The sequence below is a fragment of the Priestia megaterium genome, assembly GCF_046599315.1.
Taxonomy (GTDB): Bacteria; Bacillota; Bacilli; order Bacillales; family Bacillaceae_H; genus Priestia; species Priestia megaterium_F.
Genome location: NZ_JBKIKC010000027.1, coordinates 37,584 through 57,073, shown reverse-complemented (window position 1 = coordinate 57,073; position 19,490 = coordinate 37,584). Strand labels below are relative to the sequence as shown.

Here is a 19,490-nt window from a genome sequence, read left to right as displayed (position 1 = left end):
ATATCAACCTGTTGGCCATCGCCTACGCTTTTCAGCCTCGGCTTAGGTCCCGACTAACCCTGAGCGGACGAGCCTTCCTCAGGAAACCTTAGGCATCGACCAGTGAGCTATTACGCACTCTTTAAATGGTGGCTGCTTCTAAGCCAACATCCTGGTTGTCTAAGCAACTCCACATCCTTTTCCACTTAACGTATACTTGGGGACCTTAGCTGGTGGTCTGGGCTGTTTCCCTTTTGACTACGGATCTTATCACTCGCAGTCTGACTCCCATGGATAAGTCTTTGGCATTCGGAGTTTGACTGAATTCGGTAACCCGTTGGGGGCCCCTAGTCCAATCAGTGCTCTACCTCCAAGACTCTTACAACATGAGGCTAGCCCTAAAGCTATTTCGGAGAGAACCAGCTATCTCCAGGTTCGATTGGAATTTCTCCGCTACCCACACCTCATCCCCGCACTTTTCAACGTGCGTGGGTTCGGGCCTCCATTCAGTGTTACCTGAACTTCACCCTGGACATGGGTAGATCACCTGGTTTCGGGTCTACAACCACATACTAAACGCCCTATTCAGACTCGCTTTCGCTACGGCTCCGCCTTATCGGCTTAACCTTGCATGGGATCGTAACTCGCCGGTTCATTCTACAAAAGGCACGCCATCACCCATTAACGGGCTCTGACTACTTGTAGGCACACGGTTTCAGGATCTCTTTCACTCCCCTTCCGGGGTGCTTTTCACCTTTCCCTCACGGTACTGGTTCACTATCGGTCACTAGGGAGTATTTAGCCTTGGGAGATGGTCCTCCCAGATTCCGACGGAATTTCACGTGTTCCGCCGTACTCAGGATCCACTCAAGAGGGAACGAAGTTTCAACTACAGGGTTGTTACCTTCTTCGACGGACCTTTCCAGGTCGCTTCATTTACTTCGTTCCTTTGTAACTCCATATAGAGTGTCCTACAACCCCAAGAGGCAAGCCTCTTGGTTTGGGCTAATTCCGTTTCGCTCGCCGCTACTCAGGAAATCGCATTTGCTTTCTCTTCCTCCGGGTACTTAGATGTTTCAGTTCCCCGGGTCTGCCATCAATATCCTATGTATTCAGATAAAGATACTGTTCCATTACGAACAGTGGGTTTCCCCATTCGGAAATCTCCGGATCAAAGCTCACTTACAGCTCCCCGAAGCATATCGGTGTTAGTCCCGTCCTTCATCGGCTCCTAGTGCCAAGGCATTCACCGTGCGCCCTTTCTAACTTAACCATTAGCGAATAAATGGTACAACATACTGTTGTGTTATTTATTGGTTTGATTAAAAGAAAAGTTTCACTTTTCCTCAGCTATTACTGTTATCTAGTTTTCAAAGAACAAAACAACTGACTTCAATCACATCATGATGAACATCACTGTGATATCTACGATTTTGCGCCAAGTAATCGCAGGCGCAATCTCTCTCAAAACTGAACAAAGTATCAAAACGTACGTCTTATAAAAATCCTTAGAAAGGAGGTGATCCAGCCGCACCTTCCGATACGGCTACCTTGTTACGACTTCACCCCAATCATCTGTCCCACCTTAGGCGGCTAGCTCCTTACGGTTACTCCACCGACTTCGGGTGTTACAAACTCTCGTGGTGTGACGGGCGGTGTGTACAAGGCCCGGGAACGTATTCACCGCGGCATGCTGATCCGCGATTACTAGCGATTCCAGCTTCATGTAGGCGAGTTGCAGCCTACAATCCGAACTGAGAATGGTTTTATGGGATTGGCTTGACCTCGCGGTCTTGCAGCCCTTTGTACCATCCATTGTAGCACGTGTGTAGCCCAGGTCATAAGGGGCATGATGATTTGACGTCATCCCCACCTTCCTCCGGTTTGTCACCGGCAGTCACCTTAGAGTGCCCAACTTAATGCTGGCAACTAAGATCAAGGGTTGCGCTCGTTGCGGGACTTAACCCAACATCTCACGACACGAGCTGACGACAACCATGCACCACCTGTCACTCTGTCCCCCGAAGGGGAACGCTCTATCTCTAGAGTTGTCAGAGGATGTCAAGACCTGGTAAGGTTCTTCGCGTTGCTTCGAATTAAACCACATGCTCCACCGCTTGTGCGGGCCCCCGTCAATTCCTTTGAGTTTCAGTCTTGCGACCGTACTCCCCAGGCGGAGTGCTTAATGCGTTAGCTGCAGCACTAAAGGGCGGAAACCCTCTAACACTTAGCACTCATCGTTTACGGCGTGGACTACCAGGGTATCTAATCCTGTTTGCTCCCCACGCTTTCGCGCCTCAGCGTCAGTTACAGACCAAAAAGCCGCCTTCGCCACTGGTGTTCCTCCACATCTCTACGCATTTCACCGCTACACGTGGAATTCCGCTTTTCTCTTCTGCACTCAAGTTCCCCAGTTTCCAATGACCCTCCACGGTTGAGCCGTGGGCTTTCACATCAGACTTAAGAAACCGCCTGCGCGCGCTTTACGCCCAATAATTCCGGATAACGCTTGCCACCTACGTATTACCGCGGCTGCTGGCACGTAGTTAGCCGTGGCTTTCTGGTTAGGTACCGTCAAGGTACGAGCAGTTACTCTCGTACTTGTTCTTCCCTAACAACAGAGTTTTACGACCCGAAAGCCTTCATCACTCACGCGGCGTTGCTCCGTCAGACTTTCGTCCATTGCGGAAGATTCCCTACTGCTGCCTCCCGTAGGAGTCTGGGCCGTGTCTCAGTCCCAGTGTGGCCGATCACCCTCTCAGGTCGGCTATGCATCGTTGCCTTGGTGAGCCGTTACCTCACCAACTAGCTAATGCACCGCGGGCCCATCTGTAAGTGATAGCCGAAACCATCTTTCAATCATCTCCCATGAAGGAGAAGATCCTATCCGGTATTAGCTTCGGTTTCCCGAAGTTATCCCAGTCTTACAGGTAGGTTGCCCACGTGTTACTCACCCGTCCGCCGCTAACGTCATAGAAGCAAGCTTCTAATCAGTTCGCTCGACTTGCATGTATTAGGCACGCCGCCAGCGTTCATCCTGAGCCAGGATCAAACTCTCCGAAGAAATGTTTGACTTGCTCATATAAAATAAAAAAATTAACGTTGACGTTTGTCGCTTTGTTCAGTTTTCAAAGACTTCTCAGCAAATGCTTGGAGTGCTTCTAGACGATCTTCTGTCGGGATCGTTAATTCATATGCTTTTCGTTCAATTTGCAAACCAGTCTGCAAATCTACCTTCATTCCCTCTTTGATAGCAAATTTTGCTTGCTGAAGTGCGATTGGCCCATTTTTTAATAACAGAGAAATAAAAATATCTATTGTTTCTTCTATTTCATATCCAGGAGCTACCTTCGTTATTAGACCACATTCTTTCGCTTCTGATGCTGAGAGACGCTGAGCTGTTAAAATTAGTTCCATTGCTTTTGCTTCCCCAACTAGCCGAGGGAGACGCTGTGTTCCTCCTGCACCTGGTATAATTGCTAAGCTAGTTTCCGTTAAACCCATAAGCGCTTCTGTTAAAGCAATCCGAAAATCACATGCTAAAGCCAGCTCCATTCCCCCTCCAAATGCATATCCATTGATGATTGCTATCGTTGGCTGAGGAAGCTGCTCTATCTTAGAAAACACTTCTCCTATTTTGTAAATATTGCGCTTTACCTCTTGATCAGAAAGGGTTTTACGCTCTTTTAAATCAGCGCCTACACTAAAAGATTTTTCACCTGCCCCTTTAAACGTCACAACTCGAATGTCTTTTTGAACACGAATTTCTTCAATTACTTCTTCCAATTCTTTTAGCATATCGTAATTAAAAGCATTCATCGCTTCAGGACGATTTAGTATTACGTGCGCGACATGTTCTTTCATTTCGTAAGAAATAGATGACATCTTTTCACCGCCTCAAATTTGGAATCGCTTTCATTTTATTTTTCCTGAGATACCTGCTGCTTGAGTGCACGCCTTAAAATTTTACCTGTTGTATTTTTAGGAAGTTCTTTTAAAAATTCAATTTCACTTGGCACTTTATATTTAGCTAGGTGCTCTTTGCAGTAGGCAAGAAGATTCTCTTCCGTTACCCCTTGATTATTGCAAACCACGTAACTCTTTACGCATTCGCCTAAAGAAGGATCAGGGACTCCGATAACAGCCACTTCTACAATATTCGGATGCGCATACAGCACTTCTTCTACTTCGCGAGGATAAACGTTATATCCTCCTACAATAATTAAATCCTTTTTACGGTCAACGATATAAAAATAACCTTCCTTATCCATCCTTGCTAAGTCACCTGTATACAGCCAACCATCTCGAAGCGCATATTCTGTGTCTTCAGGAAGCTTGTAATAGCCTTTCATTACATTAGGACCTTTAACAATAAGCTCGCCAACTTGTCCTACCTCCACTTCTTCTCCTAGTTCATTTACCACTTTATTCTCTACATTCATTATAGATGTACCTATAGAACCGGCTTTTCTCTCTCGATCGATCGGATTAAAACATGTCACAGGAGACGCCTCGGATAATCCATACCCTTCTGCTACCATTACCCCAAATTTACGCTCAAAATGAGTTAGAAGCGCCACCGGCATTGATGCCCCTCCTGATATACAAAGCCTTATGGTATGGAAGTGCTCTTTTTTCCCTTTCTCATGCTGAAGTAAGAAATTATACATTGTCGGAACGCCGGCAAAAATGGTCGCTTGTCGATTTTGAATTAATTCAAAGATAGAAGATGGGCTGAATTTTGGTTCGATTAATATCGTTCCTCCATTCATTAAAGGCGCATTTAATGAAACAGTTAAACAAAATACGTGAAACATAGGCAAAGCAGCTACGACTCGGTCATTCCCATTTATACTCAAATAATTTGCTACGTCTTGAGCGTTTGAATAAATATTCTTATGCGTAAGCATAGCTCCCTTTGGTTTTCCAGTTGTTCCTGACGTATATAAAATGATGGCCACATCTTCTTCTTTTAACTCCAGGAAATCATATGTAGCTTCCCCTCTGTTTACAACGTGCGAAAACGTGTGAAAATAAGATGGTATATTTTCTACTTTACCTGTTGTTTCACATAAAATAACATGTTCCAAGAATGGAGTGTGTCCAACGATTTTCTTTATAATGGGGAGAAGTAAATCAACTGCAATAACTGCTTTTACATCTCCATCCTGAAGCATGTAGCTAATTTCATCCGCTGTGTAAATAGGATTAATGGGTATAACAGTAGCTCCTACTCGAAGCGCACCGTACAATCCAATAACAAAATGAGGCGAGTTGCCGACAATCAAGGCGATATGATCTCCTTTTTTTACACCTAATTGCTTCAGACCATTAGCAAATTTAGATATCGATGCATCAAGTTCTTCATAAGATGTTTCCTGGCCCATAAAAACATATGCCGACTTTTGTGGAAATCGCTCAGCTGTTTTATGAAGCTGTGCTGACAAATTCATCTCATAACTTCCTCCTTTTAATAATGAATGAACAACCATTCATTATTAAGTCATAATAATGGAAAAATTCTTACTTCTTCTATTCTATTATAATGTTAGTGTTGTTCTATTGACAAGACTCATCTATGTAAAAAGAAAAAAGCCTGATGTAGCAGACTTTTTCTTAATAGATTAATTCAACAAACTCTTCTTTTGTAATATTACCAAAATAATGTGGAATATCGACATCCTCTAAGGCTTGTTCGATAGAAGCTTTTTCATAACGAACACCCGTTAATTTTTCCTGTACTTCCTGAACATCTCCCACCCCAAAGAAATCTCCATAAATGGTGCAGGCATCAATTTTTCCTTTATTCACTTCTAAACGAACATCAATTTGCCCCACCGGAAAGCGATGAGAGTGCTGTAAGTTAAATTTAGGTGATTTTCCATAGTTCCAATCCCATGACTGATAGCGCTCTTTAGAGATTTGATGAATTATTTCCCAATCTTTTTCCGTGAGTTTATATTCTGTTATATTTTCTTCTCCTTCAAAAATATAGCGAAGCAGCATTTCTCTAAATTCTTCCACTGTTACTTTCTGTTCTAAAAATTCACTGATATTCGCTACTCTATTTCGAATGGACTTAATACCTTTGGATTCAATTTTATCTTTTTTTACTTTTAACGCTGATACGACGTTTTCAATTTCTGAATCAAAAAGAAGAGTTCCATGGCTGAACATTCTTCCTTTCGTCGAAAACTGCGCATTTCCAGAAATTTTCCGTCCTTCTGCCATTAAATCATTTCGTCCGCTTAACTCAGCATTAACACCTAATTTCTTTAAAGCTGCAACGACTGGCTCGGTAAACTTTTTAAAATTATGAAAGCTATTTCCATCGTCTTTCGTAATAAAGCTGAAGTTTAAATTTCCTTTATCATGATAAACGGCACCGCCTCCCGATAGACGTCGCACTACATGAATATGCTGATCTTCAACATACTTTGTATTAATCTCCTCAATGGTATTCTGGTTTTTCCCAATGATAATAGAAGGTTCATTGATATAAAACAGCAGATATGTTTCATTAATATCTAAATGCTTGAGTGCATATTCTTCAATTGCTAAGTTAATTCGGGGATCATAGTTTTTTTGATTATCAATAAATAACATTCATTTTCCTCCTTATTCTTCCCATACATATCCTGATTCGGCTAATGTAAGCGTACCTCTATAATGAGCAGCAGCTTCCTCTATTAGCTGTTGATGTTCTCCGTAGTGCGGAAGGTGAGTAAGCATGAGATGTTTGACTTCTGCTTTAGAAGCAAGTGTACCGGCTTCTCTACTCGTCATGTGTCCAGCGCCGCTTCCATCTTGATTTGCATAAAAATTACATTCACAAATAAGAAGATCTGCATTCTCTGAGAAGGAAACAAACTCTTCTAAATAACTAGAGTCCGCTGTGTATACAAAGGTTTGATTGCCCACACTTATTTTCATGGCATAACAAACGACTGGATGTTTCGTTTTCATAAATTCGATTGTAAAAGGTCCAACTTCAAGTTTTTGACTCGGATCATATTCTACCCCTTTGGTAATTCCTTTGTGAGTAAGTTTGCTGAAGCTTTCCTGATCATATGTATGTCCGTAAATAGAAAGTTCTCTAACAGAGTTTCCTAGATGAGTCTGAATGAGGCGAGCATATTGAAACACTCCAACGTCAGCCACGTGATCGTGATGATAATGAGATAAAATCATAGCATCTATTTCTTCTGGCTTTACATATTTTTGCAGCTGAGCCAATGCACCGCTTCCACAATCAACAAGCAGCTTAAATCCATCGTGCTCAACTAAATAACTAGAAGTAGCTTCTGAAACAGCGGGATAACCTCCCCAAAAACCAATAACAGTTACTTTCACTTCAATCACCCTTTCGTACTATTTTTACTACGTTCAGTATACCCTACTTTTTTTTGAAAACTAACTGAAAGGCATCTGTTTCCGTAACTTTATCGAAATAACTCATTGTTATATAACAAATAACTACTTAGAATATCAAAATAGGCTAAATTGTTATAAAACATCATTGACATTTTATTATCTGTTATAATACAATGTTAATAACAAAACAACGGAGGGGATTTAAAATGTTAGAAAAAATGACTGAATTTTTCAAAAGATTACCCAATAAAAAGTGCGTAGAATGTGGCAATGACATCGATGAACAGCATGAGTGCTACGGAAACAAATGCGATCACTGTCTAGATGTAATGAAATAAAAAAAAGCTAAAACTGTTATAAAACAGTTTTAGCTTTTTTATACGGTCAAACTGCGATACTCATTGGGCGTAATGCCTTCTACTTTTTTAAACACTTTTCGAAAGTATTTATCATCATGATACCCAATCATATTGGCAATTTCATAGATTTTTAGTTCTTCATTTAGTAAAAGTGATTTAGCTTTATTCATTCTGACTTTCACCATATAGTCTGAAATGTTTTCTTGAAATTCTTGCTTAAATTTTCTTGAAATATATTCACGGCTTAAATAGAAACGTTCTGATATTTCTTGGAGTTTCACATCTCGATGAAAATTATGTTGCAAATATTCTTCTATCTCGTAAATAACGTCGCGATTGTTTTGCTTGCTATACCTTTTTACTACTTTTAAAAAACGTCGTACTTCACGCTTCTTTCTCTACATATTTTGCTAACTGAAACTGTCCATCTTGGTTATAGAAAAAAGAAAGAACATATTCAGGACCGTTATTTACCGTATAAGGAATGTGGTATCTTTTTAACCAATGCTGACTTAACACCTGATATTCCTGCTCAAAATGCAGAATTTGCTTTAATGATAGATAATTTTGTGCTTCAAAAGCTGTGATAATTTCGTTGAATACCGGCAAAAACGCTTCAAACTTTCCTACTTGCAGCGCTTCTTCTATTTTACTGTTATAATCCATCATATTTATTAATAAAGCACTTGCTAAAACATCTTGCTCGCTGTATACCTTCACTTTATTTTGATCAAGGACATTGCTTAATAAAAGCGATTTTTTAGCATGTCCATAGGATTTCATTAGCTGATCAATAGAAGAGACTTTGCACCCTCTTGCAATCCGGCAACTCACATCTAGCGTACGGCGAATTGCTGTATATAAAGCTGTTAGTAAAGAGGAAATGCTTTCAAAATCATTCCAAAATATAATGATGATTTCCCACTTGTTTGATAAATAACGGAAGGCCACCCCATTTTCTTCTGTCATCAGTATTTCATTGATTACATTTAAAATCGAAAAATAGGCTAAATCCCGATCACCGCCAAAAGAACGAATAATGGCTTCATCTACACGTACGATACCCACTTCATATTCTCTACTTAGATGAAAACCAAACTCTTCATAGATTGATTGATTTAGCAGATAATTGTTCATTAACTGAGTTAATTTTCGATCTCGATAAATCGGCTTCATTTCATTAATTAAACGATAGCTGCTATTATGAACTTTTCTGGACTCTTCTTCTTTTTTCCATTGGGTTACAGCTCGTATAAGCGTATCGTTTAAAATCGAAGGGTCTACTGGTTTTAGAATATAATCTGTACTTCCAAAATGAATAGCCTTACGCATATAGTGATAGTCATCATACCCTGTTACCACAATGGTTTTGCTAGAAGGCGAATTTTCTTTAATCCACTCCAACAAAGCAATTCCATCTATATTAGGCATCTTCATATCTGTAAAGATGATTTCCGGTCCGTGATCCTCAATAAGCGCAATCGCTTGCTCACCGCTATCGGCTTCTATCACATCTGTAATTTCATGCTCTTCCCACTGTCCAAGCAGCTTTATTCCTTCCCTTACATGCTCTTCATCATCCACGATTAATACTTTCATCACTATCCCTCTTTTCTTCAATTGTTGTTAGCTTTATGATAACGGTAAAATCGTGATTTTCTTGACTACTAATTTGCATTAAAGCACTATCTCCATAGTAGATGCGAAGCCGTTCGTAAATATTTTGCAACCCAATGTGCTCATCTGTTTGATGATACGATTGCTGAAGTCTCGTTTTTAATTGATTTAATTCTTGTTGCCCTATGCCTTTTCCATTATCAGAAACGGTCAGAATCAGTTCTTCGCCGTTCAACTTCGCTGAAATCAACAGTTTTCCGCTGCCTGTTCGGGTTTCGAACCCATGCTTAAAAGAATTCTCAACAAGGGGCTGCAAAATCATTTTTGGTATTCGTATAAGTTCGGCCTCTTTTTCGATATTTAACTCATACTCAAACTTTGAACCAAACCTCTGTTTCTGTAGGCTTAAGAAAGCTTTTACATGATCGACTTCTTGCTTTAAGGTAACAATATCCTCTTTCATATTCATGCTGTACCGCATAATATGTGAAAGGGAGGTTAATAAAGAATACACTTCAACTGCTTTATGCTTAAGGGCAAGAGTTCCAATCGATTGAAATGCGTTGTATAAAAAATGTGGATTAATTTGTGACTGCAGCACTTTTAGCTGCGTTGATTTATTTTCTAACTCCAATCGGAATTTACGTTCAATCAAGTCATTAATTGTTTCCACCATAGAGGTAAAGTGCCTTCCTAAAACACCAAATTCATCGTTTCCAAGCGATTTAAACCGGACCTCAAATGATCCTTTTTCCACTTCTTTCATATTGCGAATTAACACGTTAATCGGCTGTGTAAAACGGACGGATATAAAGAGCGTAGCGATAACGAGCATACACAAAAATGGTAGGCCAATTAATACATTCATAAGTGCTGTCTTCCGCGCATCCTCATATAAAACGCTGTAAGGAATTCGCTTCACAATGTACAAGTCTTCAAAAGGCTGTTTAAGCTTTTCATACATTAATACTCCTGAGAAGCTTTTATCTTCCCATTCCATACTGTGATCTTCTTGGGACGTAAGAGCCTTTAGCCACGGGTAGTTCTCGTTTTTTCCAATAACCTTTGAATCCGAGGAATACAAAACCTTCCCTTTATTGTTCATTAAATAAAAATCTTCTGACTCTTCATTGTATAAACGCTGCGATATAGATTGAATTTGTGTCATGTTAATGTCTAAAGATAGATAAGCTAACAACTTGTCTGATGGAATTTCATCAATTCGCTGATGAAAGCTAATCACTTGATTTGGTAGTGACTCAATTAACGTTGATAAATTATTATAGCTATAAATTTCATGGGTAGGCTCAACGGCAAGAAATTCATGGTTTTTGTTTAAATAAGAATAGTAAGGCTGAGTGTAAATATTGTCGTACTTCCCTCTGCTGCTCACTTTCGAATTATAGACAGTATACGAGTCATGCCCATTTTCAATATAAAGATGGAGCTGTTCAATCTCTGGACGAGTATTATATAAATAAAGAAGAGTTCGTGATATTTCCAGCTGATTGGCTCCTAGGTCACTCGATACGCCTTCATCTAACACTTTAATAAATGGGTGATAGCCGTACAGCCTTTTCGTAATATTAGCAATTTCATTTAAGTAATCGCTCAAATCGTTGCTTCCATTTTTAATAACTTGATAGTTAGTAGAAATAAATCGATTTTTAACCGTTTCTTTTGTGTATTGATACGTAAAAATTGTTGAAATTAAAAATGGAATAACTGTTGCGAATAGAAAAAACAAAATCAATTTCTTGCGTATACTCCAGCCTTTCACAAACAACCTCCTTTGACTAATGTCATACATTATGACTATCATTATACATTAAAAGCGCTTTCAATTAACTATTATTTTTTCAAAACTATGAATCTAACCAGCTATTTTTTCATACTAAAAAGTCCGCATTTTACACGCGGACTTCTCGTTTATTTCTTCATTTTTGCCCAAATCGTATCTAATTTCTTCATAAACTCTTCTTCCGTCATTTGCTTGCCTGCATAGGACTGCATTGCTGCTCCGACTTCTTGAACCGTTCCTTCCGGATACTTAAACCAGTTCCAAGATAATGTTTTGCCTTCTTCAGAGTATTTTAAGATATCATCAGATAAAGAATCGATTCCTTTTCCATCAATATTTTTGAACGCTGGAATGAACTTGAACTTTTCAACTAAGAATTTTTGCCCTTCTTTAGAAGAAACCATCCAATTTAAGAATTCCTTCGCTGCTTTTTTATCTGCATCTGGCGCATTTTTGTTCACTACCCAGTTATTTGGAACCCCGATTGCTAATTTATCATTTTTCTTCGCATCGTTGCTGATTGGCATTGGGATAAAGCCCATTTTCATGTCCGGATTAATTTTTGTGATCATATTTACCGTCCAGTTCCCCTGTTGCATCATTGCTGTTTCACCAGAAGCAAATTGAGTAACTTGGGTATTATAATCTGTCGTTAATGGGTTTTTATTTCCATACTTTAACGTTAAATCGAACAGATTCATAAATTGCTTAAATGTTTCATTGCCTTCAAATTTTGCTTTTCCTTCATTTAGGCCTTTAATAAAAGCATCTGGATCATCTTGCTGCGCCATTGGAATATTAAATAAGTGGTTACCTAGTACCCACCACTCGCCGTATCCATTAGAAAACGGCGTAATGCCTTTTGCTTTAAGCTTTTTAGAAGCTGCTTCTAATTCTGAAAGCGTCTTAGGCAATTCTTTAATGCCTGCTTTTTCAAATAAATCTTTATTATAAATAAAACCATAACCTTCTAAGTTTAGCGGCTGACCATAGATTTTCCCGTCCATTGTCATCGGTTCTTTGGCAATATCGTATAAATTATCTACCCACGGCTGATCAGATAAATCTTCTAATTTATCCTTCCACGTTTGTGCTTCTTGGAAACCTCCGTTATTAAAGATATCAGGTTCATTTCCAGAGGCAAACTGTGCTTTTAATGCTGCACCATAGTCCGCACCTCCGCCGACTGTTTGGATGTTAAACTTTACGTTTGGATGTTCTTTTGTATATTCATCCGTTAATTCTTTCAGCTGATCTGCAATTTCCACTTTGAACTGGAACATATCAATAACGACTTGATCACCTGAACCTGCAGATTTACTTGCTTTTGAATCCGTACCCGAGTTTGAACATGCTGTCGCAAATAAAAGTGATGTTGCTAACACGCCAGACATTATTGAAAGCCTTTTCATTTTCATTCATTTTGCCCCCCTTGATATCTATCTCTCTTTATTTTACCGATTCTAGGACATTTGAACAGGTAACAATATTGAACAACCGAGTGGAAAATATTGAACACCACCTTCAGCACGCTTCGATAGCTCTCTTTCTTGCGCAAAAAAATTCTATAAATTTTTTGTCTGTTTTATTCCACCTAATAACATTTATAGACAAAATTATGTTAATATGTAGAGTGATAGATTCATAAGAAAATTTATGAATTTTTTAACTTGTATAAACAAAGTGAAGGGGTTTACATGAAAACTAAAAAGCGCAAAAAAACACATGTCTCATTTCGAATTAACTGGCTGTTTATTGTGGTTTTCCTGCTTTTTTCTGCACTCATTTTACGATTAGGCTTCGTACAGATTGTCTACGGAGAGAACTATAAACGAGAAGTTGAAAAAACAGAAGATGAAACGGTAGATTCACCGGTTCCTCGCGGAAAGATGCTAGACCGCTACGACCGCGTTATCGTGGATAATAAACCGTTGAACGCTGTCACGTACACGCGTTTGAAGGGAGTCACTCAAGAAGATAAGCTAAAAGTAGCTAAAAAGCTTGCCACTCTTATTGACGTCCCTGTTACGACAGACGTGTTTGGCAAATCGGATAAAAAGAAAGATAAAAATACGATTAAGCTAACAGAACGCGACTTAAAAGATTATTGGATTGCAACTCATCCAAAAGCAGCTGCACAAAAAATTACCGCAGCGGATAAACAAAAAGTGAAAGAAGGCAAAATCACTGAAGACGATTTGTATCCTCTTCAGCTGAAGCGCATCACCAAAAATGAACTTCTATCGGTGAAAGACGACCTTGAAGTAATTGCCATTAAAAGCAAGATGGAAGGCGGATATGCCTTAACCGCTCAAATTATTAAAAGCGGCTTAACCGATAAAGAACTTGCCGTTATTAGTGAACAATTAGGTAACTTGCCGGGTGTTGATACGACAACTTACTGGGACCGTATGTATACATACGATGGCTTACTTAGCACATTGCTTGGTAAAATCACATCAGCAGATGAAGGCTTGCCAAGCGAAAACTTACAGTACTACTTATCACACGGTTACAGCCGTAACGACCGAGTAGGAAAAAGCTACTTAGAAAAGCAGTATGAAGACGTCCTTCGCGGTCAAAAAGCCCGCGTGAAAAACGTCACGGACCGCTCCGGCAACTTAGTGAGCCAAGAGACCGTTACAGAAGGCCAGCGCGGCAGTGACTTAATTTTAACAATTGATATGGAGCTGCAAAAGCAGGTTGAAGATATCTTAACAAAAGCTGTGACATCCGGAGCGGCTGGTTCACGATTAATGGATCGTGCTTTTGCTATCATGATGGATCCTCATACAGGAGATATTTTAGCGATGGGTGGGAAACAGCTCGTTACTGATAAAAAGACAGGCGCACGAAAAGTGCAAGATTTTGCTCTTGGTAACATGACCACTTCTTATGAAGTAGGTTCGGCTGTAAAAGGAGCTACTGTTCTTGCAGGTCTGGACTCAGGCGCTATTCAGCCCGGCACGGTATTTTATGATGCACCAATGACATTTGCTGGGGGCACGAAGAAAAAGTCTTCACATAATATGGGGGCTACTGGAATCGAAAAAGCACTGGAACAATCATCAAACGTATTCATGTACCGCACCGTTATGAGTATGGCCGGTGAAACGTACCGCCCTGGCGGCAAGCTGAACATTCCACCGTCTATCTTTAATAAGCTGCGCTCATACTATAGCCAATTTGGCCTTGGAATTTCAACGGGAATTGACCTAGAAAACGAATCTACGGGTATTCGTAACAGCGTCACAAACGAACCAGGGAAAGCGTTGGATTTTGGTATTGGACAGTATGATACGTACACACCGCTTCAGCTTGTCCAGTACATCTCAACAATTGCAAACGGCGGCTATCGCATGAAACCGCATCTAGTAAAAGAAATTCGCGAGCCTGAGCTTGATAGCGAGCTAAAAGGAAGTATTCAAAGTTCTGTTGAACCAGAAGTGTTAAACCGTATTACAATGAGTCAATCGGAAATTGACCTTGTTAAGCAAGGCTTCCGCCGCGTAGTTACTAGCTCACATGGTACAGGACGTTTACTTAATACAGGAAAATATCGTCAGTATAACATTGCTGGTAAATCAGGGACAGCCGAAACCTTTAATAAAGGCGTAAGCGTTCGTAACTCTACGTTCGTTTCATACGCACCTTATGATAATCCTGAAGTAGCCGTAGCGGTTGTTATCCCTTCTGCTTATGTAGCAGGTACATCTAACACGTTAAGTAAAACCATTACAGGCGATTCTATTAAAGCTTACTTCGACCTTAAAAAAGAAGGCGAAAAAGAAGTAGAACAAAAAGAAGAAGATGCAAAAACAGGAAATACAGAATTAAATGGTGTAAAAAAAGATACTACTGAACAATAAAAAAGGGCTCGTCACGAGACCTTTTTTGTTTTTTCTATGAAAAAAGCCCATCTCACTGAGATAGACCGCGTAAAAAGTATAGTTCAATTAATTCAGCAATTTTTTCTTCTGAGAGCGGCTCATGCCGTTTTTCCCAATCATAGACAAGTGCAATGTACATTTTAAGTAATAAAAAAGCTGTGAGCTCCGGGTCACACAGTTTGATTTCTTTTTTAGAAATCGCAATTTCAATTTTGTTTTTTATATAAGTCAAAATCTCTTCTTCTACTCGCACCAGCACTTCCTGCACTGCTGTAGTGCCTAACTGCTGTTCCTGTACCAACTTTAGCATAAGCTGATGCTCGGTGCGGAATTCTAAGATTCGAAAGATAGCTGCTTGGGCATTTTCGAAAAACGGACGGTTGCTGTCAATGACAGTTTCGGCTGCATCTGTCATTTCTCGAATCATTCGTGTAACAATTTCATCAAATAACTCTTCTTTGTTTTTAAAAAAAGTATAAATTGTTCCTTTTCCGACATTTGCAAGCTTCGCCACTTGCTCCATAGTCGTTGCTTTATATCCAAACAGCGCAAATGATTTTGACGCTGCATCAACAACTGATTGCTTTCGGTCTATAGCCACGTTATCCCCTTCTTTCTGACCAAATGAATATTTTAGTCAACAAGTACGATTTTACTATAGCATAAATTTCTTTTGCTTTTCAACCACAATCTCTTCTCCTAGTATAACCTTCCTCTACAGCGAGTAGACAAAAAAGTGGAGCACTGATTTACCGCTCCACTTCTACAGTTGCTGCACGTATTTAACGGCTTTTTTAGCCACGTCTTCTCCTTGCTCTACACATTCTGGTATTCCTAGACCTTCATATGAGCTTCCTGCTACATAAAGACCGGCAAGCTCTTTTTCAAGTTGTTCATTCATCGTATCTAGCATATCGTGATGTCCGACCGTATACTGAGGCATAGACTGCTTCCATCTCGTTACCGCATAAAATTCAGGATCAGCAGAAATTGTAATGAGTTTCTTCAAATCCTCCAAGACAATTTTAAAGATTTCATCATCAGGCTGATCCACCACAGCTTCGTCTCCGGTTCGCCCAACTAAACATCTCAACAGCACTTTTCCTTCCGGAACCGCATGCGGCCACTTTTTATTTAACCACGTGCACGCTGTAATCGTATAATCGCTATTTCTTGAAACGGCGATATTCATTGCATCTAGATGATCTTGCAGCGCTTCTTGTGCAAAGGCTATCACAACAGTAGCTACTGAAGTAGAGGGCATATGCTTCAGAGGTTCAAATATTTTATATTCCGAAAGCATAGACTGAGCAGCTGCATGAGGAGAAGTTACAATCACGCTGTCTGCTTTTATTACTTTCCCGCTATTTAACGATAATTCATATGTGATATCTTCTTTGTAAATTTTCTCTACTTTTATTCCTTTTGTAATAATATCAGGATCTAGTGCTTTTTCTACACCATCGACTAGCGATTGCAGACCTTCTTTTAATGTTAAAAAGACGCTATTTTTTTCAAACTCTGAATCATCACCGTGCCGTGGGTGAATTTCCTTTAGCTTTTTCATTCCAACAATTAAGCTTCGGTACTTATGTTCAGCATGCAGAAACTGTGGAAATGTGGACCTTAAACTCAAACGATCAACGTCTCCTGCATAAATTCCTGATAATAGAGGCTCAATTAAATTCTCAACAACTTCATCACCAAACCGTCTTCTAAAAAATACACCTAGCGAACGATCATCCTGATTTTTTGTCTTTGGTATAAAAAAATCAGCTGCTGCGCGCAGTTTGCCAACAGGTGAAAATAACCCTGTTGTGATAAAGGGAGATAATTTGGTTGGTATCCCCATTACAGCACCATCAGGCAGCGCATGCGGTGTATCTTTTACTAGAATATAGGATTTCCCCTTTTCATTTCCGACTAGTTCCCTACCTAGCCCCACTTCTTTTGCCAGCTTTGTAGCAGCTAGCTTACGCGCTAAAAATGAATCAGGACCTTTTTCAAATAAATAACCATCTCGTTTGACCGTTTGGATTTTCCCGCCAAGCCGATGCGTCGCTTCTATTAATTGAAGATCAATTGGCAGCTGATGATCCTTTATTTTTTTTTGCAAATAATAGGCAGCTGAAAGACCTGTTATTCCTCCACCGATGATGACAACCTTTTTTCGTCTATCCGTCATGTTATCATCGCCTTTTCTGTAAAATTCAATATAAAGAGAAGCGATTATGGAAATCCATAGCTCGCTTCTTACTTTTCTTTATATTGATTATATGTTACTTTTCGTCCCTATTCAACGTACAAAGAATCTATATTGACTTAATTGGCAATTCGTTTTAGTACAACTGTAGCTAACCCATCGATAAATTCAGGCTGCGCATTCGGCATTTTAGGACGGTAATAATCAGCCCCGATTTCATCTGTCACGACTTTACATTCATAGTCGTTATCGTAAAGGACTTCTAAGTGGTCCGCGATAAATCCAACAGGGGTATACACGAACGATGTATAGCCTTTTTCCTCATGCAATTCTCTTGTTAAATCTTGTACGTCAGGACCAATCCATGGCTCTGGCGTATTTCCAGCACTTTGCCATCCAATTTCATAATGTTCTATACCAGCTGCTTGTGCAATTAAATCCGCTGTTTCTTGAAGCTGATTTGGATATGGATCTCCTGCTGCAATAATTTTTTCTGGCAAGCTGTGCGCAGAAACAATCAATACAGCTTTTTGACGTTTCTTTTCGTCTATTAAATCAAACGTTTGTTTAACACGTGTAGCCCAGTACTGAATGAACTTCGGCTCGCTGTACCAGCTTTCTACGGAATGAATGATTGGTCCTCCTAATTTTTCAGCCGTTTCTTTAGCGCGCCCATTATAAGATTTCACGCTAAATGTTGAAAAGTGAGGTGCAAGCACAATGCTGACCGCTTCTTTAATCCCGTCTTTATGCATCGCTTCTACTGCATCTTCAACAAACGGTTCAATATGCTTTAAGCCAAGATATGCTTTAAATTCAATCTCATCCTGTACTTCATTCAAGCGCTTTTCCAGACTTTCCATTTGCTGTTGCGTAATTTTGGCAAGTGGTGAAATACCCCCGATTGCTTCGTAGCGGTTTTGTAAATCTTCTAAAGCTTCCGGTGAAGGTTTACGTCCGCGGCGGATGTGTGTATAGTAACGTTCAATATCTTCTTCTTTATACGGCGTTCCATATGCCATTACAAGTAATCCCATTACTTTTTTACTCATGTGTTCGACACCTCTTTGTTAGATTCAATACTTGTCTTCATTTTGCCATGAATAAAAAGAAAAATTCAAAGTTTAGGGCTTCAAATTGTTTGACAATTTATTGTCTATTTGCAGAATATTCATGAATAAAGGCTGTTAAACGCTTCAACGTTTCCGGTTGAACCTGTGGAAAGACGCCGTGCCCCAAGTTGAAGATGTAACCCGGACTCGCCATCCCTTTATCTAATATTTCTTTTACACGTTCTTCAATAACTTCCCATGGAGCTAACAAAATAGCAGGGTCTAAGTTTCCTTGCAGTGTTTTTGTTAAACCTAATGCACGTGCTTCATCGAGCTGCATTCGCCAATCTAATCCCACTACATCCAGAGGAAGATCATGCCATTCTTTTGCCAAATGACTTGCTCCTACTCCAAACATAATTAGCGGTACATTTTTTTCACGTAAAGAGGTGAAAATCCGCTCCATAACAGGTTTTATAAAGTAACGATAATCCGCTACATTTAAAGCACCCACCCACGAATCAAAGATTTGAACGGCTTTTGCTCCAGCGTCAATTTGCGCTTTTACATATGTAATCGTCATATCTGCTAACTTATCCATTAGTGCAAACCATGCTTTAGGCTCCGTATACATAAATGCTTTTGTCTTATTGTAATTTTTTGAAGGTCCCCCTTCAATCATATAGCTTGCCACTGTAAAAGGAGCACCGGCAAAACCAATTAAAGGTACGTTTAACTGTTCTGTTGTTAACAACTTAATCGTATCTAATACATATGGAACATCTTCTTCCGGTGTAATTTCTCCTAGTTTTTCTACATCGCTTAAAGATTGAATTGGATTAGAAATTACAGGACCAATTCCTGATTTAATTTCGACATCCACTCCAATTGAAGGAAGCGGTGACATTATATCTTTATATAAGATTGCTGCATCCACTCCGTACTGTTCAACGGGCAGGCGTGTTACATATGCCCCAAGCTCCGGCTGGTGAGTGATTTCAAATAGAGAGTACTTCTCTTTTAGCTTTCGGTATTCCGGCTGTGAACGCCCTGCTTGACGCATATACCAAACCGGAACATGATCCGCTTTCTCCCCTCTACAGGCTTTTAAAAAAGTATCGTTAAACGTTCCTTGACTCATAATTTCCACCTTTCTCGATTGTCTTCCATTCGTATTTTCTTCGATTAGACAGACAAGAATCAGCAAAGGAACAT

General features: G+C 39.7%; 14 protein-coding genes and 2 rRNA genes. 2 read left to right on the top strand and 14 right to left on the bottom strand.

Annotated elements, in window-relative coordinates; genetic code table 11:
* The 6 genes from ACLHDF_RS31875 to ACLHDF_RS31850 all read right to left on the bottom strand — a co-directional run.
* Window positions 1-1,252, bottom strand: a 23S ribosomal RNA gene (locus ACLHDF_RS31875); the annotation flags it as partial.
* Between the two features lie 239 nt (window positions 1,253-1,491).
* A 16S ribosomal RNA gene (locus ACLHDF_RS31870) occupies window positions 1,492-3,043 on the bottom strand.
* Window positions 3,044-3,075: 32 nt separating this feature from the next.
* Entirely contained in the window at window positions 3,076-3,864 is a 789-nt protein-coding gene (locus tag ACLHDF_RS31865; RefSeq protein WP_413922330.1) for an enoyl-CoA hydratase-related protein, read from the bottom strand.
* A 35-nt stretch (window positions 3,865-3,899) separates the two neighbouring features.
* Window positions 3,900-5,432: a fatty acid--CoA ligase family protein gene (locus tag ACLHDF_RS31860; RefSeq protein WP_413922329.1), complete on the bottom strand. Its 1,533-nt coding sequence runs from the start codon at window positions 5,430-5,432 to the stop codon at window positions 3,900-3,902.
* A 163-nt stretch (window positions 5,433-5,595) separates the two neighbouring features.
* Complete coding sequence (locus ACLHDF_RS31855; RefSeq protein WP_413922328.1) at window positions 5,596-6,585, bottom strand: lipoate--protein ligase; 990 nt, start codon at window positions 6,583-6,585, stop codon at window positions 5,596-5,598.
* A 12-nt stretch (window positions 6,586-6,597) separates the two neighbouring features.
* On the bottom strand, window positions 6,598-7,332 hold the full coding sequence (locus ACLHDF_RS31850) for an MBL fold metallo-hydrolase (RefSeq protein ID WP_413922327.1): 735 nt from the start codon (window positions 7,330-7,332) through the stop codon (window positions 6,598-6,600).
* 227 nt (window positions 7,333-7,559) lie between these two features.
* Between ACLHDF_RS31850 and yhfH the strand changes: the two genes are divergently transcribed.
* A complete protein-coding gene (gene yhfH, locus ACLHDF_RS31845; protein WP_413922326.1) occupies window positions 7,560-7,691 on the top strand; it encodes a protein YhfH in 132 nt (43 codons plus the stop codon).
* A gap of 38 nt (window positions 7,692-7,729) precedes the next feature.
* Here yhfH and ACLHDF_RS31840 read toward each other — a convergent pair whose 3' ends face one another.
* The 4 genes from ACLHDF_RS31840 to ACLHDF_RS31825 form a co-directional block, all read right to left on the bottom strand.
* A complete protein-coding gene (locus ACLHDF_RS31840) occupies window positions 7,730-7,993 on the bottom strand; it encodes a helix-turn-helix domain-containing protein (RefSeq protein WP_268587899.1) in 264 nt (87 codons plus the stop codon).
* Between the two features lie 103 nt (window positions 7,994-8,096).
* Complete coding sequence (locus tag ACLHDF_RS31835) at window positions 8,097-9,311, bottom strand: response regulator (RefSeq protein ID WP_413922325.1); 1,215 nt, start codon at window positions 9,309-9,311, stop codon at window positions 8,097-8,099.
* Window positions 9,289-11,109 (bottom strand): cache domain-containing sensor histidine kinase, encoded by a 1,821-nt coding sequence (locus ACLHDF_RS31830; RefSeq protein ID WP_413922324.1) that lies wholly within the window; start codon window positions 11,107-11,109, stop codon window positions 9,289-9,291. Before ACLHDF_RS31830 ends, ACLHDF_RS31835 begins: the two co-directional genes overlap by 23 nt.
* A gap of 149 nt (window positions 11,110-11,258) precedes the next feature.
* Window positions 11,259-12,548, bottom strand: coding sequence for an ABC transporter substrate-binding protein (locus tag ACLHDF_RS31825; protein WP_274157988.1), 1,290 nt, complete (start codon window positions 12,546-12,548; stop codon window positions 11,259-11,261).
* A 279-nt stretch (window positions 12,549-12,827) separates the two neighbouring features.
* Here ACLHDF_RS31825 and ACLHDF_RS31820 point away from each other — a divergent pair, with 279 nt between their 5' ends.
* Entirely contained in the window at window positions 12,828-14,999 is a 2,172-nt protein-coding gene (locus ACLHDF_RS31820; protein WP_413922323.1) for a peptidoglycan D,D-transpeptidase FtsI family protein, read from the top strand.
* Between the two features lie 52 nt (window positions 15,000-15,051).
* Here the strand turns inward: ACLHDF_RS31820 and ACLHDF_RS31815 are convergent, their stop codons facing one another.
* The 4 genes from ACLHDF_RS31815 to hemE all read right to left on the bottom strand — a co-directional run bounded on the left by ACLHDF_RS31815 (window position 15,052) and on the right by hemE (window position 19,416).
* Window positions 15,052-15,621 carry a TetR/AcrR family transcriptional regulator gene (locus ACLHDF_RS31815; protein ID WP_413922322.1) on the bottom strand — a complete coding sequence of 190 codons (570 nt, stop codon included), beginning with the start codon at window positions 15,619-15,621 and terminating at the stop codon, window positions 15,052-15,054.
* Between the two features lie 162 nt (window positions 15,622-15,783).
* Window positions 15,784-17,205 (bottom strand): protoporphyrinogen oxidase, encoded by a 1,422-nt coding sequence (gene hemY / locus ACLHDF_RS31810; RefSeq protein WP_413922321.1) that lies wholly within the window; start codon window positions 17,203-17,205, stop codon window positions 15,784-15,786.
* 137 nt (window positions 17,206-17,342) lie between these two features.
* A complete protein-coding gene (gene hemH, locus ACLHDF_RS31805; protein WP_413922320.1) occupies window positions 17,343-18,275 on the bottom strand; it encodes a ferrochelatase in 933 nt (310 codons plus the stop codon).
* A 97-nt stretch (window positions 18,276-18,372) separates the two neighbouring features.
* Entirely contained in the window at window positions 18,373-19,416 is a 1,044-nt protein-coding gene (gene hemE, locus ACLHDF_RS31800; RefSeq protein WP_413922319.1) for a uroporphyrinogen decarboxylase, read from the bottom strand.
* Window positions 19,417-19,490 lie beyond the last annotated feature (74 nt).